Source organism: Paraburkholderia sp. BR13444, assembly GCF_040948755.1.
Lineage (GTDB): Bacteria > Pseudomonadota > Gammaproteobacteria > Burkholderiales > Burkholderiaceae > Paraburkholderia > Paraburkholderia youngii.
In genome coordinates this window covers 473,473-488,019 of record NZ_JBFPKM010000004.1, presented here as the reverse complement: position 1 = coordinate 488,019, position 14,547 = coordinate 473,473, and the positions used below count along the sequence as shown (strand labels likewise).

General features: G+C 64.5%; 13 protein-coding genes. 8 read left to right on the top strand and 5 right to left on the bottom strand.

From position 1 onward, the window contains the following. Positions 1–10 precede the first annotated feature (10 nt). The 4 genes from tssE to AB3X95_RS14835 all read left to right on the top strand — a co-directional run bounded on the left by tssE (position 11) and on the right by AB3X95_RS14835 (position 4,121). Positions 11–436 carry a type VI secretion system baseplate subunit TssE gene (gene tssE / locus AB3X95_RS14850; RefSeq protein ID WP_176120435.1) on the top strand — a complete coding sequence of 142 codons (426 nt, stop codon included), beginning with the start codon at positions 11–13 and terminating at the stop codon, positions 434–436. Positions 437–1,324: 888 nt separating this feature from the next. Next, positions 1,325–2,617, top strand: a complete 1,293-nt coding sequence (locus tag AB3X95_RS14845) for a sodium:proton antiporter (protein WP_176365909.1) — start codon at positions 1,325–1,327, stop codon at positions 2,615–2,617. A gap of 413 nt (positions 2,618–3,030) precedes the next feature. After that, positions 3,031–3,309 (top strand): DUF1488 family protein, encoded by a 279-nt coding sequence (locus AB3X95_RS14840; RefSeq protein WP_176365910.1) that lies wholly within the window; start codon positions 3,031–3,033, stop codon positions 3,307–3,309. 20 nt (positions 3,310–3,329) lie between these two features. Continuing rightward, positions 3,330–4,121 (top strand): phosphate/phosphite/phosphonate ABC transporter substrate-binding protein, encoded by a 792-nt coding sequence (locus AB3X95_RS14835; RefSeq protein WP_368621702.1) that lies wholly within the window; start codon positions 3,330–3,332, stop codon positions 4,119–4,121. 32 nt (positions 4,122–4,153) lie between these two features. Here the strand turns inward: AB3X95_RS14835 and AB3X95_RS14830 are convergent, their stop codons facing one another. From AB3X95_RS14830 to AB3X95_RS14815, 4 genes are read right to left on the bottom strand one after another with little or no spacing between them, the layout of a single operon-like run. Further along, positions 4,154–6,238, bottom strand: a complete 2,085-nt coding sequence (locus tag AB3X95_RS14830) for a biotin carboxylase N-terminal domain-containing protein (RefSeq protein WP_368621701.1) — start codon at positions 6,236–6,238, stop codon at positions 4,154–4,156. 52 nt (positions 6,239–6,290) lie between these two features. Next, on the bottom strand, positions 6,291–7,079 hold the full coding sequence (locus tag AB3X95_RS14825; RefSeq protein ID WP_368621700.1) for an enoyl-CoA hydratase/isomerase family protein: 789 nt from the start codon (positions 7,077–7,079) through the stop codon (positions 6,291–6,293). Between the two features lie 49 nt (positions 7,080–7,128). Next, positions 7,129–8,736: a carboxyl transferase domain-containing protein gene (locus tag AB3X95_RS14820; protein WP_368621699.1), complete on the bottom strand. Its 1,608-nt coding sequence runs from the start codon at positions 8,734–8,736 to the stop codon at positions 7,129–7,131. A 34-nt stretch (positions 8,737–8,770) separates the two neighbouring features. Beyond that, entirely contained in the window at positions 8,771–9,952 is a 1,182-nt protein-coding gene (locus AB3X95_RS14815; protein WP_176379419.1) for an isovaleryl-CoA dehydrogenase, read from the bottom strand. Positions 9,953–10,200: 248 nt separating this feature from the next. Between AB3X95_RS14815 and AB3X95_RS14810 the strand changes: the two genes are divergently transcribed. The 3 genes from AB3X95_RS14810 (at position 10,201) to AB3X95_RS14800 (ending at position 13,253) form a co-directional block, all read left to right on the top strand. Beyond that, positions 10,201–10,932 carry a TetR/AcrR family transcriptional regulator gene (locus tag AB3X95_RS14810; protein ID WP_368621698.1) on the top strand — a complete coding sequence of 244 codons (732 nt, stop codon included), beginning with the start codon at positions 10,201–10,203 and terminating at the stop codon, positions 10,930–10,932. 39 nt (positions 10,933–10,971) lie between these two features. After that, positions 10,972–11,895 carry a DUF72 domain-containing protein gene (locus AB3X95_RS14805; RefSeq protein ID WP_368621697.1) on the top strand — a complete coding sequence of 308 codons (924 nt, stop codon included), beginning with the start codon at positions 10,972–10,974 and terminating at the stop codon, positions 11,893–11,895. A gap of 239 nt (positions 11,896–12,134) precedes the next feature. Then, a complete protein-coding gene (locus AB3X95_RS14800; protein ID WP_368621696.1) occupies positions 12,135–13,253 on the top strand; it encodes a 3-deoxy-7-phosphoheptulonate synthase in 1,119 nt (372 codons plus the stop codon). Positions 13,254–13,499: 246 nt separating this feature from the next. Here AB3X95_RS14800 and AB3X95_RS14795 read toward each other — a convergent pair whose 3' ends face one another. Next, on the bottom strand, positions 13,500–13,778 hold the full coding sequence (locus tag AB3X95_RS14795; RefSeq protein ID WP_167039836.1) for an HU family DNA-binding protein: 279 nt from the start codon (positions 13,776–13,778) through the stop codon (positions 13,500–13,502). A 392-nt stretch (positions 13,779–14,170) separates the two neighbouring features. Here AB3X95_RS14795 and AB3X95_RS14790 point away from each other — a divergent pair, with 392 nt between their 5' ends. Next, complete coding sequence (locus tag AB3X95_RS14790; protein WP_368621822.1) at positions 14,171–14,524, top strand: hypothetical protein; 354 nt, start codon at positions 14,171–14,173, stop codon at positions 14,522–14,524. Positions 14,525–14,547 lie beyond the last annotated feature (23 nt).

Below are 14,547 nucleotides of genomic sequence, written 5' to 3'. Positions count from 1 at the left end.
GCGCCACCCGATGCCGGCGGGACCGTCCCTCTACGACATGCTGCTCGGCCAGATCGGCGGCGAGCCGCTCGGCGCCTACGACGACCGCACGCTCGAATGCCTGAGCGTGCAGCAGAACGTGCAGCGCATTCTGAACACGCGCGCGGGCGCGTTGAAGCACCTGCCCGACTACGGTCTGCCGGACATGACGAACATCTACAAGGCATTGCCGTCGTCGGCGCACGCGCTGAAGCAGCAGATGGAAGCGACGCTGTTGAAATACGAACCACGTATTCGCGCTATCGACATCGACATCCTCGAGGACGATGATCCCGGCGTGCTGGTCAGTTTCGAAATGACGTGTCATTTGAAGAGGGCCGGGCTCGTGCGCTTCGGCACATATTTCGAGCCGCCCGGGCGGCTGCATGTACGACGCCGGATGCAGGAGCGCGGGTAATCAATGCTACGCGCATCCGACTGAGACATTTGTTCACAATTGCTCGACCGACAACTCGCATAGTTGGGGAAGGTCGATCACGGGTCCGATCGACCTTCCCAGACAGACATTGAGTCTGTCCTTCGGCAGCCTCGATCGCGCTTCGCGTTCGAGGCTTTTTTCTTGTGTTTTCTGTTGTCGTGCCGATGTGACAGTGCGTTATCGAGCGCCCGCGAATTCAATCAGGCAAAAAAAATCCCGCACAGGGAAGCGGGATTAAAACAACAGGACGCTGAGGAGACGGGCACGCCCTGTCTGGCGGCGATTTTCGGTTAGGGCTTTCCCTGTTTTCGGCATGCCAATTCCGGCGTCGCACATAGCCAATAGTGGGTGTCATCGGACGACAAAGCGAACTACAAATTGATAATGCCAATTCAGATCAAATTGAATAGATCGTGACGAATCAAGCCGTGCGGAAGATCTCGAAATAAAAAAGCTATATCCCAAAATAAAGACCGGAACTCGCCCGGCGCTTCAGTGGTCCGAACACTATCATTGCCCATCGCGGCACCTTCTGGCGAGCCTGGCTCCAACAGGCTCGCCGTCATCCGCTTGTGGTCCGATAAAGTACTTTGCGTCTGATCGCATCGTCCGTCGAGTTTGAATAAGGCGTCTGTAGCGGTACGTCGCTTTATCGCCAGCGGCAACGATCGTGTCATTGCAAACCGTAGATCGTTTATCGGATTGAATGAGCCTGAATAAGGAATTGCTGGTGAAACATCTCGCTGCTTCAATATCGCAATCGTGGCGGCTTTCTCTGCCTGCCGGTTTTATGCCTCTTCGCGCAAGTTACCTCGCTGCCACGATGATCACGCGTTCGCGCCGCCGCGAAACGTGGGAGCATGCACGATGAGCGTCTTCCAGATTGCCGGCGCGCTGTTGGCCATCGTCGCGCTGTTCGGCGTCCTCAACTATCGGTTCATCAGGTTACCCGACACCCTCGGCATCACCGCAGTCGGGCTCGTCGTCTGCGTCGGCATTTCGGCGCTCGGCTTCTACTATCCGGCGATGGCGATCGCCGCGCGCAAGATCGTCGTGCAGATCGATTTCGCCGACATCGTGTTTCACGGCCTGCTAAGCCTGCTGCTGTTCGCCGGCGCACTGCACGTCGATCTGTCGAAGATGCGCACGCAGCGGCGCGCAGTGCTGATGCTCGCGACGATCGGCGTATTGATTTCGATCGCGGTGGTCGGCTTCGGCTTTTACTACGCGGCGCAATGGCTCGGCCAACCGGTCAGCCTGCTGTGGTGCCTCGCGTTCGGCGCGCTGATCTCGCCGACCGATCCGATCGCGGTGCTCAGCGTGCTCAAGCGGGCGGCGGCGCCCGAAAGCCTCGAAACCAAGATCACCGGCGAATCGCTGTTCAACGACGGCACGGCCGTGGTCGCGTTCGTCACGCTAGTCGGACTCGCGACCGGCGCGAACGAGTTTTCCGCGGGCGCGATCGCGTTCGATCTGCTGCGCGAAGTCGCCGGCGCGCTCGTGCTCGGCGCGGCGCTCGGCTTCGGCGCGTCGCTGCTGCTGCGAGGCATCGACAGCTATCCAGTCGAGATCCTGATCACGCTCGCGCTCGCGACCGGCGGCTATAGTCTCGCTGAAGCACTGCACGTGTCGGCGCCTCTGGCGGTCGTGATCATGGGGCTCGTGATCGGCAATCACGGCGCGTCGACATCGATGTCGGAGAAGACGCGCGAGCATCTGTTCAACTTCTGGGACCTGCTCGACGAGTTGCTCAATCTCGTGCTGTTCGGGCTGATCGGACTCGAAATCATTGCGCTGTCGCTGCGCTTCGAGATCGTTTGGCTTGGGCTCGCGGCGATTCCGGTCGTGCTGTTCGCGCGCGGCGTCAGCGTCGCGATTCCGCTGCTCGCACTGCAGAAGTTCCGGCGGCTCAGTCCGCATTCGGCTGTCGTGCTGACGTGGGGCGGACTGCGCGGCGGCATCTCGATTGCGCTCGCGCTGTCGCTGCCCGAGTTTCACGGACGCGAAATGTTCATCGGCGTCACGTATCTGGTCGTCGTGTTCAGCCTGCTGATTCAAGCGACGACCTTGGGTCCGCTGATCCGCCGGCTCAATTTCTCAGGCGCTCACGTAACCCAGCGGGCCGCGCCGGACTCATCGCCTGCACAAAACGCGCGCTAATCGTAAAGTGGATACCTACGCGGATCTACACCGCGAGGTTGGTGGGAAAATCCCAAAGACAGTCCGAGACCGGCGCGAGCAGTTCGCGCGCCGATTTCAACGTTGGATTGGAGCGCCCGATTTAAGCGTCTTTTGAGCAGTGCCCGCCGTGATTCCGACTCGCGGCGGCCCACCACGAGGCAGGACCGATGGCGAGCGAATCGCCGCGGCCTTCCCTCCGGCCACGGTTCGCGCCGCGGCCCTGGCTCGGGCTTGAACGAGTCCGCCGCCAGTTTCTGGCTTACTTTCCGCCAGTTTCCGGACCGTCGCGCCTGCCGCGGCGCCGGGCATTTGGCCGTCAATGCCGGTTCTCCCACATACCTGGCAGGCGCGGTTTGTCATCCTGTCGATTCAGGCGTTGGAAGGAGTTCGCCATGTCGGTCTATGTCGATGAGGGGTTTCGGCCCTGTGTGACGGAATGCGCGACGGTCGCGTTCCGGGTGTGCTGCGACGATCGCGCGCAGGTTTTTGAAGTCAGCGCCGACGCGCTGGTCGAGTTCTGCGGCGCCGAGAGCCGTCGCAAGGAGGACCTGCTGGCCGCGTTCGAGGATGCGCAGGACGAGATCCTCTCGGTCGCCGCGCAGCGCTGGCAGTACACGCCGAGCGAGCCGGTGCGGCTCGGTCTGGACGATTTCAAATTGGTCAGACATTAGGCGTGCGAGAAACGCCCTTCATGAGCTGGATCGCCGCCCTGCCGATGTACAACGTGACGCCCGCGCTCGACCTCGAATGGCGCGAGTGGCTCGACGACGTGCTGCACCGGGTCAAGCCCGCGTGCCGCATCGTCGAACCGGACGAGGAATTGCACGGCTTCTGGCGGCGCCCGAACCTGCTGATCTCGCAGACCTGCGGTTATCCGCTGATGCACGGGCTTCACGCGCAGGTGCAATTGGTCGCGACACCCTGCTTCGATGCGCCGGGCTGCGACGGCGCGCATTACTCGAGCGTACTGGTCACGCGCGCCGACGCGCGCTTCGACTCACTCGCCTCGTGCCGCGGCGCGCGCGCCGCCTACAACCAGGACGATTCGAACAGCGGCATGAACGCGTTTCGCCACGCGGTCGCGCCGCTCGCTCGCGCCGGCATGTTCTTCGGCTCCGTGCTGCGTACGGGCTCGCATCTTGGCTCGCTGCGCGCGGTCGCGGACGATCGCGCGGACGTCGCCGCGATCGACTGCGTGACCTTCGCCTTCGTTGGCGATGTGCTGCCCGAACTGGCGCGGCGCGTGCGCGCGATCGGCATGACCGCCGCGTCGCCGGGCTTGCCGCTGATCGCCGCGGCCAATGTGCCGCCGGCCACGATCGCCGCGCTGCGCGACGCATTGAACGAGACGCTGAGCATCCGCCCCGAGCGAGCGAGACGCCTGCGTTTGAGAGGTTTTTCGGCGCTGCCGCTAACCGACTACGCGCGCATCGGCGAGCTCGAAAGCGAGGCGCGCGCCGCGGGCTACGCGCGGCTCGCCTGATTCACGCCGTCCTCATCCTCCACTCGGCGCGCTCATCCACCCGCCTGCTGCACATCCAGCACCAGCAGCTGCGCGCCGTCGGTGACCTGATCACCGACCGCATACAGCACCTCGGCGACGGTGCCGGCCGCCGGCGCGCCGATCGTATGCTCCATCTTCATCGCTTCCATCACGATCAGCGGCGCGCCCTTCTCGACCACCGCGCCCGGTTCGACCAGCACCGCGATCACCTTGCCCGGCATCGGCGCGGTCAGACGGCCTTCGCCGTGCTCGGCATCCGCAGCATGCGCGAGCAGGTTCTGCCATTCGAATGCGAGCGTCTCGCCGTGGCAGAACACGTGGAACCTGTCGCCGTCGACAAATACGCGCCCCGTCACGCGCGCATCGCCGATCGTCGCGCGGAATTCGTGGGCGCCCGCGCCGACCGACCAGCTGAAGTCCTCGCGCACGCCGTCGTGTTCGAGGGTTTGCACGAGCGCTTGCGGGTCCCCGTTGCGCGCGAAAACGACCGTGAACGACTCGGGGCTGTCGTCGTTGGCGCGGTCGTCGATCACGCGCCAGCCGAGCGTTTGCGTGTAACCGCTATTGAGCCGCCAGTGCGACAGCGCGTCCCACGGCGATGCGCCGTGCGCGGTGCCGCCCTCGCGCGTCAGCAGCGCGGCGCACGCGAGCGCGAGCGCTTCCTTGAACGGCTTCTGTGCCGGCGCGAACAGCGCCTCGTGATGACGCTCGATCAAACCGGTGTCGAGATCGCCGCTCGCGAACGGTTCGCTCGCAACGATGCGCCGCAGAAACTCGACGTTCGTATGCGGCCCGACCACCTCGCACGCATGCAGCGCGCGTGCGAGCCGCGCCAACGCCTCCTCGCGCGTCGCACCGTGAACGATCAGCTTGGCGATCATCGGATCGTAGAACGGCGTGATCGTGTCGCCCTCGCGCACGCCGCTGTCGATGCGCACCGGCGCCTTGCGTCCCGGCTCGCCGAGTCCGGCCGCGCCTAAGCCGGCCGCGTCGATCGCGAACTCGACGCCTTCGGGCATGCGCAGATGCTTGAGCATGCCGGTGGACGGCAGGAAACCGCGGGCCGGATGCTCGGCGTAGATGCGCGCCTCGATTGCGTGGCCGTCGAGCTTCAACTGCTGCTGCGTGAGCGGCAGTGCCTCGCCCGCGGCAACGCGCAGTTGCCATTCGACGAGGTCCTGCCCCGTCACCATCTCGGTAACCGGATGCTCGACCTGCAGCCGCGTGTTCATCTCCATGAAATAGAACTCGCCGGTCGGCGTCATGATGAACTCGACCGTACCCGCGCCGACGTAATTCACCGCGCGCGCGGCGGCCACGGCCGCTTCGCCCATCGCGCGTTTGACCTCGGCCGACAGCCCCGGCGCCGGCGCTTCCTCGAGCACTTTCTGATGCCGCCGCTGCACCGAGCAGTCGCGGTCGAACAGATAAACGGCGCCGCCGTGCCGATCGGCGAACACCTGGACTTCGACGTGCCGCGGCCTGGTCAGATACTTCTCGATCAGCACGCGATCGTTGCCGAAGCTGCTGGCCGCCTCGCGCTTGCACGACAGCAGCGCGGCCGCGAAGTCCGCGCTGCGCTCGACCACGCGCATGCCCTTGCCGCCGCCGCCCGCGCTCGCTTTCAGCAGCACCGGGTAACCGATCGCATCGGCCTCGCCCTGCAACAACTGCGGCTGCTGGTCATCGCCGTGATAGCCGGGCACGAGCGGCACCGCGGCCGCGTGCATCAGCGCCTTCGCGGCGGCCTTCGAGCCCATCGCGGCAATCGCTTCGACCGGCGGTCCGATAAAGACGATGCCGGCTTCCTCGCACGCATGCGCGAAGTCTTCGTTTTCGGAAAGGAAGCCGTAGCCCGGGTGTATGGCCTGCGCGCCGGTCGCGCGCGCGGCTTCGATGATGCGTTCGATGCGCAGATAGCTTTGCGCCGCCGTCGAGCCGCCAATGTGCACCGCTTCGTCGCAGGCGGCGACGTGTTTCGCGTTGGCATCGGCGTCCGAATAGACGGCCACGCTCGCGATGCCGAGCCGCTTGCAGCTCGCCGCGACGCGGCATGCAATCTCACCCCGGTTGGCGATCAGGATCTTGTTGAACATGAGTGTCTCGATGAAATAGGCGGTACGGGGCGGTTGTTGTCAGCGGGGCACGTCAGTTGCGCCAGCCCGGCGTGCGCTTTTCGAGGAACGACGCGACGCCCTCGCGGCCTTCGGCGCCGGCTCGCGTCTTCGCAATCCGCACTGCCGTGTCTTCGATCAGCGCGTCGCTCAATTCGCGGCCTGCGATGTCCTGCACGAGCCGCTTGCAGGCGCGCACCGCTTGCGGGCCGTTCGCGCACAGCGTCTGCGCGAGCTGCGCGACCGTTGCGTCGAGCTGCTCGGCACTGGAGACCGCTTCGCTGACGAGACCCAGCCGCAACGCGGTCGCGCAGTCGAACGCTTCGGCGGTGACGAAGTAGCGCCGCGACGCCTGCTCGCCGAGCGCGCGAATCACATACGGCGCGATCGTCGCGGGAATCAGCCCGAGCCGCGCTTCGGACAGGCAGAAGTGCGCGCTGTCCACCGCGACGACGACGTCGCATGCGGCTATCAGGCCCATGCCGCCCGCGTACGCGTCGCCATTCACGCGCGCGATCACCGGCTTGTTGCAGCGATATACCGCCGACAGCATGCCCGCGAGACGCATCGCGTCGGCGCGATTCTCGTCGTCCGAGTACCCGGACATTTTCTTCATCCAGTTCAGGTCGGCGCCCGCGCAGAACGCCTTGCCGTTCGCGGCGAGCACGACCGCGCGCACGTCGTCGCGCGTGTCGAGCGCGGTGAATGCGGCGGTCAGCTCGGCGATCATCGTTTCGTTGAACGCGTTGCGCACGTCCGGACGATTGAGCGTGACCGTCGCGATCTGGCCGGCAACCTCGACCTTCAGCGTTTCGTATTGCATGCGTAGCACTCCTTTGGCTGGCTTTCTCGCAGCGCGGCGCCGCGCGCCATCACATTCTGAACACGCCGAAGCGCGTGTCTTCGATCGGCGCATTCATCGCCGCCGACAGGCCGAGGCCGAGCACGTCGCGGGTTTGCGCCGGGTCGATCACGCCGTCGTCCCACAGCCGCGCGCTCGCATAGTACGGATGGCCCTGATGCTCGTATTGCTCGCGGATCGGCTGCTTGAACGCCTCTTCTTCCTCCGCGCTCCAGCTGCCGCCCTTCGCTTCGATGCCGTCGCGCTTGACCGTGGCGAGCACCGACGCCGCCTGCTCGCCGCCCATAACCGAAATGCGGGCGTTCGGCCACATCCACAGAAAGCGCGGCGAATACGCGCGGCCGCACATGCCATAGTTGCCCGCGCCGAACGAGCCGCCGATGATCACCGTGAACTTCGGCACCTTAGCGGTCGCGACGGCCGTCACCATCTTCGCGCCGTTTCGCGCGATGCCTTCGTTTTCGTACTTGCGGCCAACCATGAAGCCGGTGATGTTCTGCAGGAACACGAGCGGAATCTTGCGCTGGCAGCACAGCTCGATGAAGTGCGTGCCCTTTAACGCCGACTCCGAAAACAGAATGCCGTTGTTCGCGACGATGCCGACCGGATGCCCCCAGATATGCGCGAAGCCCGTCACGAGCGTCGTGCCGTAGCGCGCCTTGAATTCGTCGAACGCGGAATCGTCGACGATGCGCGCGATCACCTCGCGGATATCGAACGGCTTGCGGGTATCGACCGGAATCACGCCGTAGATGCTGTGCGTGTCGTAGCGCGGCGGCTTCGGCTCCTGCAACGCGAGCGGCGTCGGTTTAACGCGGTTCAGATTGCCGACGATGCTGCGCGCGATCCCGAGCGCATGCGCATCGTTCTGCGCGAGATGATCGACGACGCCCGACAGACGCGTATGCACGTCGCCGCCGCCGAGATCTTCGGCGCTGACCACTTCGCCGGTCGCGGCTTTGACGAGCGGCGGTCCGCCGAGAAAAATCGTCCCCTGGTTCTTCACGATGATCGACTCGTCGCTCATCGCCGGCACATACGCGCCGCCCGCGGTGCACGAGCCCATCACGACCGCGATCTGCGGAATGCCCGCCGCCGACAGATTCGCCTGGTTGTAGAAGATGCGGCCGAAGTGGTCGCGATCGGGAAACACGTCGTCCTGATTCGGCAGATTCGCGCCGCCCGAGTCGACGAGGTACACGCACGGCAAGCGGTTCTCGCCGGCGATTTCCTGCGCGCGCACGTGCTTCTTGACCGTGACCGGATAGTAGGTGCCGCCCTTCACGGTCGCGTCGTTGCAGACGATCATGCACTCCTGCCCCGCGATGCGGCCGATGCCGGTGATCAGGCCCGCGCCCGGCGCGTCGTCGTTGTACATGCCGTACGCGGCCAGTTGCGACAGTTCGAGAAACGGCGTGCCCGGATCGAGCAGGTATGCGATCCGGTCGCGCGGCAGCAGCTTGCCTCGGCCCGTGTGCTTGTCGCGCGCGGCCTGGCCGCCGCCCTGCGCGAGCTGCTCGATCTTCGCGCGCAGATCGGCGACCAGCGCTTCGAGCGCCGCCGCGTTCGCGCGGAAGTCGTCCGAGCGGGGGTTCAGTTTTGATTCGATGATCGGCATGACGTGGCTTCTCCAGAGGGCCGTTCGTTTTGCATCACAGCGTTTCGGCGAACAGCTCCCGGCCGATCAGCATGCGGCGGATCTCGCTCGTGCCCGCGCCGATTTCATAGAGCTTCGCATCGCGCCACAGGCGCCCGACCGGATACTCGTTGATATAGCCATTGCCGCCGAGAATCTGAATCGCCTCGCCAGCCATCCACGTGGCTTTCTCCGCCGTGTACAGGATCACGCCCGCGCAGTCCTTGCGTACCTGGCGCACGTGGTCGTTGCCGAGCGTGTCGAGTTGGCGGCCCACCGCGTACAGATACGCGCGGCATGCCTGCAAGGTCGTGTACAGATCGGCGACCTTGCCCTGGATCAGCTGGAACTCGCCGATCGACTGGCCGAACTGCTTGCGGTCGTGGATATACGGCACCACCGCGTCCATTACCGCGACCATGATGCCGGTCGGGCCGCCCGCGAGCACCGCGCGTTCGTAGTCGAGACCGCTCATCAGCACTTTGACGCCGCCGTTCAGCTCGCCGAGGATGTTTTCCTCCGGCACTTCGACGTCCTGGAACACCAGCTCGCCGGTGTGCGAGCCGCGCATGCCGAGCTTGTCGAGCTTCTGCGCGACCGAGAAACCCTTCATGCCCTTCTCGACGATGAACGCGGTAATGCCGCGCGAATTCGCTTCGGGATCGGTCTTCGCATAGACGACTAGCGTGTCGCAGTCGGGGCCGTTGGTGATCCACATCTTGGTGCCGTTCAGCACGTAGCGATCACCCTTCTTCTCGGCGCGCAGCTTCATGCTGACCACGTCCGAGCCTGCGTTCGGCTCGCTCATCGCGAGCGCGCCGACGTGCTCGCCCGATACGAGCTTCGGTAGATACTTGCGCTTCTGCGCTTCGGTGCCGTTGCGATGAATCTGGTTCACGCACAGGTTCGAATGCGCGCCGTACGACAGGCCGACCGAGGCCGACGCACGCGAGATTTCCTCCATCGCGACCATGTGCGCGGTGTAGCCCATGTTCGCGCCGCCGTACTCTTCGGAAACCGTCATGCCGAGCACGCCGAGGTCGCCGAACTTGCGCCACAAGTCCATCGGAAATTGATCGGTGCGATCGATTTCTCCGGCGCGCGGCGCGATTTCTTTGGCGGCGAACGACGCAATGCTGTCGCGCAGCATTTCGATCTCTTCGCCGAGCGGGAACTGCAAACCGGGCAGATTGGGCATTGCGGTGTCTCCTGAGTTCGTGGGCGGCCGCTGACGGAACGCGAAGCGGCACGCGAGAGCATGTCATCGCGCATTTCACGCCAGATTGACGTAAGCGTCAATAGGTATTTTTGAGTGTTACTCAGAAAATTCGCAAGGCCGCTCCAGACAGTCGATTCGGTGATAGGATCGCAGTCATCGGGCAAATACGCGGCACTCAAACGCCAGTTTTTCTCCCAATCTGCATCGATAATCTGAATCTGACTCATATGACGGTTGCCGAGAAGGCCGCATTCTCGCGTCGCCAGCCGGCCGGGCGCAAGTCGCAGCAGCGCGTGAAGGAGATCCTTCAGGCGGGGCGCGACGTGTTTTCCGAAAAGGGCTACGAGCGCGCGACGACCGCGGAAATCGCGCAGCGCCTCGGCATTTCCGAGGCGACGGTGTTCAGCTACTTTCGCGGCAAGCGCGAGCTATGCGCCCGGGTCATCGGCGACTGGTACGACGAGATCATCGACGCGATCGAAGCGGGCCTGCCGCGCGACGGCGACGTGCGGCAGCAGTTCGCGTTCATCGTGCGCATGCATCTGCGGCTGATGCTCGTGAACGGCACCGACCTGTGCGCACTCGTGCTGTCCGAAGGTCGCGCGCGGCATCACGAACTCAGCGAAGCGCTGACCGAGTTGCAGCGCCGCTACACCGCGCCGTTGATGCGCGTGCTCGCGCAAGGCCAGCAAAGCGGCGAAATCCGCGCCGACATGCCGCTGCGACTGTTGCGCTCGATGGTGTTCGGCCCGATGGAACACGTGCTGTGGGACGCGACGCTCGCGAACCGGCAGATCGATATCGAGGCCACCGCCGATCAGCTGATCGACGTGCTGTGGGCCGCGCTGACGCCCCCCGATCTTGCGCTTAGTGCATTGCAGCGTTTTCGCGTGGAAGTGGCGGCGGCGAGCCGGCGCTTTGACGAAGCCAGCGCCGCGCGCCGCGAAAAAAGCGGCTAATCTACGAGCTTTCCCGCCGCAGCCCGAAGGAGAGCCCAAGTGCCCGCAGCGAAAAGCGCGAAGGAAAGCAGCAAGCAAAGCGACAAGTCCGGCGAAGAACTCGGCGACAAGCCGAAAGCCACAAAGAAAGCGCCAACGAAAAAATCAACCGAAGCGCCGTCAAAGTCCGCGTCCGCCGCACGCATTCGCATCGGCATCGGCGGCTGGACGTACGCGCCGTGGCGCGGCCCGTTTTATCCGGAAGACCTCGCGCAAAGCCGCGAACTCGAATATGCGAGCCGGCATCTGACCTCGATCGAAATCAACGGCACGTTCTATGGTTTGCAGAAACCGGCCAGCTACGAAAAGTGGTTTCAGGAAACCCCCGACGATTTCGTCTTCTCCCTGAAGGCGCCGCGCTACGCGACCAACCGCAAGGTGTTGGCCGATGCCGGCGACACGATCGAGCGCTTCTTCGCAAGCGGCGTGCTGTTGCTCAAACAGAAGCTCGGACCGATCAACTGGCAGTTCGCGCCGACCAAGAAATTCGACGCCGACGATTTCGAGTCCTTTCTGAAGCTGCTGCCCGCGAGCATCGAAGGACAGAAGCTGCGGCATGCGGTCGAGGTTCGTCACGATTCGTTCAGGACCCCGGAGTTCATCACGCTGGCGCGCAAGTACAAGGTCGCGGTCGTGCTCGCGGCCGACAGCGAGTATCCGCAGATCGCCGACATCACCGCGCCATTCGTGTACGCGCGCATCATGGGCACGAGCGACAAGCAAGCCAAGGGTTATTCGACGAAGGAGCTCGACGCATGGGCCGAACGCGTGCGCCAACTCGCCGCGGGCACTACACCGGACGATCTGGAAACCTGCGCCGAGCCGCCCGCGAAAGCAGCGAAGCGCGACGTCTATCTGTATGTGATCAGCGGCTTCAAGGAGCGCAATCCGGCCGCCGCGATGGCGTTGATAAAGAAGCTCTGAATCCGCCTGCCGCCAGGCCGGCACGAGTGTCATAATCGCGCCAGCGCATCCGTGCGCGGTCGCGGCGGCGTCGCGTCAAGCCGGACGCAACACCTTGCGCCGAACCTCGCCCGAGGCACGCAGCCAGCCCGCCCGCACGGTCCACGTCAAACCCACGCAGCGCCCGCGCGCCCACGTCGCGGCGGCGCTCGCATAGTCAGGCGGCAAGACCGCCTCATCAACCGATTGCGGAGAACATCTTGAGCGCCCTCGACAATCCCCTGCATGATCAGGAAGTCGGTTCGGCCGACGCCACCCAGGACACCACGCGCATCGACGATGTGCGCATCGGCGCGGTCCGTCCGCTGATTTCGCCGGCGCTGCTGCAGGACGAACTGCCGGTGCCGCCCGCGGTGCAGACGCTGGTCGAGAAGACTCGCGTCGAAATCGCCGACATTCTGCACGGCCGCGACGACCGGCTCGTGATGATCGTCGGGCCCTGTTCGATTCACGACCACGACCAGGGGATCGAATACGCGCGCAAGCTGAAGGCCGCCGCCGATCACCACCGCGACGATCTGCTGATCGTGATGCGCGTGTACTTCGAGAAGCCGCGCACGACCGTGGGCTGGAAAGGCTATATCAACGATCCGCGTCTGGACGGCAGCTTCCGCATCAACGAAGGGCTGCGTCGCGCGCGGCAGTTGCTGCTCGATATCAACGGTCTGGGTCTCGCCACCGCGACCGAATTCCTCGATCTGCTGAGCCCGCAATACATCGCCGATCTGATCGCGTGGGGTGCGATCGGCGCGCGTACGACCGAGAGCCAGAGTCATCGTCAGCTCGCGTCGGGACTGAGCTGCCCGATCGGTTTCAAGAACGGCACCGACGGCGGCGTGCAGATCGCCGCCGACGCGATCGTCGCGGCGCGTGCGAGCCACGCGTTCATGGGCATGACGAAAATGGGCATGGCCGCGATCTTCGAAACGCGCGGCAACGACGACGCGCACGTGATCCTGCGCGGCGGCAAGAAAGGACCGAACTACGACAGCGCGTCGGTGCAGGCGACCTGTGAAGCGCTGCGTTCAGCGGGTCTGCGCGAACAGGTGATGATCGACTGCTCGCATGCGAATTCGAACAAGTCGCATCTGCGGCAAATTGAGGTCGCGGACGATATCGCGCGGCAACTGTCGGCGCGCGAAGGCCGCATCATCGGTGTGATGCTCGAAAGTCATCTGGAAGAAGGCCGTCAGGATCTGAAGGCCGGTGTGCCGTTGCGCTACGGCGTGTCGATCACGGATGCCTGCGTGAGCTGGGCGCAGACCGAGCCGGTGCTCGCCACCCTCGCCGAGGCAACCCGCAAGCGCCGCGCTGGCTGACAGCGCAACGCACGAACCGCGCGAGCGCGGTTCGGCGATGGCTCCACTCGCGACCCGCTCGGGGCCGATCGAGGAGGAGAACGCCTGGCCCAAGGAGCCAGGCACACGCGCCGCGCCAGTTGCCAGGGCAAACCGCCTGGCCGGGTTGGGCAGCGCGTGAACCTCACGCCTATCGCATCATTCACGCGTGCGCCTCACAGGAAGCTGCAAAGCGCACCGCGAATGCTCCGGCGTGAAGCGCGTTGCTTACGACGCGTTGACGGCTTCCTTGAACGCCTTGCCCGCGGTGAACTTCACCGTCTTGGCCGCGGCGATCTGGATTTCTTCGCCCGTCGACGGATTGCGGCCCACGCGTGCTGCGCGCGCGCCGGTCGAGAACGAACCGAAACCGACCAGTTGCACCGTATCGCCGCCCACCACGGCCTTGGTCACTGCCTCGACGATCGCGTCGATGGTCTGGCCGGTTGCCGCTTTGCTTTCGCCCGTCGCTGCGGCGACTGCATCAATCAGTTCCTGTTTGTTCATAGCACTTCCCGTATGGTAATCATGGAACCGGCGCCACTCTGAGGCGCCGGGACCGACACACTAACGCATAGGCGCACCTTCGCGCAAACCCTTGGTGTAAGGCTTGTATCAAGGCCGGAGCGCCGGTTTGACGTTTTTCCGTCGCAAACTGCCATAAGAATCGCGGGCTTATGTGCGCGCGCCATCTCATGAGCGTTTGCCGCGCATCACAATCCGTTGCAATTTCAGTACTTTAGGTCGCGTTATGCGAGCCCGCGCGGCCTTCCCGATGACGATAGCCCTTTTCGTGAAGCGCGGGCGCGCTATTTGCGAAACACATCACAAGAAAACTTTCTGCAAGACATAAAAAAGTGAGAATTCGCCACTTTGCAACATGCGCGCTGCTCTGCGCGTTGTCATCGGTGGCTGCGGCTGCCAGCGACAACCCGTGCGCGACCCTCGTCGGCGCAACCAATTCCAGTGCCGCGCAGGGCTTTTCGCTACGCGACGGCGAACCGGTCGACTTCGTCGGCGGCGGAACAACGGTGCACGGCAAGCTGCTCGTGTTCAGCGACGGCGACGTGTTTCGCGCGTACTGGCAGCCGGACGATAGCCCGGAAAAATACGTGCTCGCGAATGCGGGCGCCGACGCGGTCCGGCTCGTCTCGTCAGCGCCGCAAGGCGCCCCTGCTCCAGCCGGCCAGCCCGGCACTGCGATGCGGCCGCAGCGGGTGCTGTCGTGCCCCAACTTCGAGCATGCGCGATAGCCAGCTTTCGTCGAAAGTCCCGC

Excerpts from the sequence above, each read along its gene's own strand:
- AB3X95_RS14845 (WP_176365909.1), top strand. The coding sequence starts at position 1,325 with ATGAGCGTCTTCCAGATTGCCGGCGCGCTGTTGGCCATCGTCGCGCTG.
- AB3X95_RS14820 (WP_368621699.1), bottom strand. The coding sequence starts at position 8,736 with ATGCCGATCATCGAATCAAAACTGAACCCCCGCTCGGACGACTTCCGC.
- tssE (WP_176120435.1), top strand. The coding sequence starts at position 11 with ATGCCGGCGGGACCGTCCCTCTACGACATGCTGCTCGGCCAGATCGGC.
- AB3X95_RS14840 (WP_176365910.1), top strand. The coding sequence starts at position 3,031 with ATGTCGGTCTATGTCGATGAGGGGTTTCGGCCCTGTGTGACGGAATGC.
- AB3X95_RS14825 (WP_368621700.1), bottom strand. The coding sequence starts at position 7,079 with ATGCAATACGAAACGCTGAAGGTCGAGGTTGCCGGCCAGATCGCGACG.
- AB3X95_RS14810 (WP_368621698.1), top strand. The coding sequence starts at position 10,201 with ATGACGGTTGCCGAGAAGGCCGCATTCTCGCGTCGCCAGCCGGCCGGG.
- AB3X95_RS14835 (WP_368621702.1), top strand. The coding sequence starts at position 3,330 with ATGAGCTGGATCGCCGCCCTGCCGATGTACAACGTGACGCCCGCGCTC.
- AB3X95_RS14815 (WP_176379419.1), bottom strand. The coding sequence starts at position 9,952 with ATGCCCAATCTGCCCGGTTTGCAGTTCCCGCTCGGCGAAGAGATCGAA.
- AB3X95_RS14795 (WP_167039836.1), bottom strand. The coding sequence starts at position 13,778 with ATGAACAAACAGGAACTGATTGATGCAGTCGCCGCAGCGACGGGCGAA.
- AB3X95_RS14830 (WP_368621701.1), bottom strand. The coding sequence starts at position 6,238 with ATGTTCAACAAGATCCTGATCGCCAACCGGGGTGAGATTGCATGCCGC.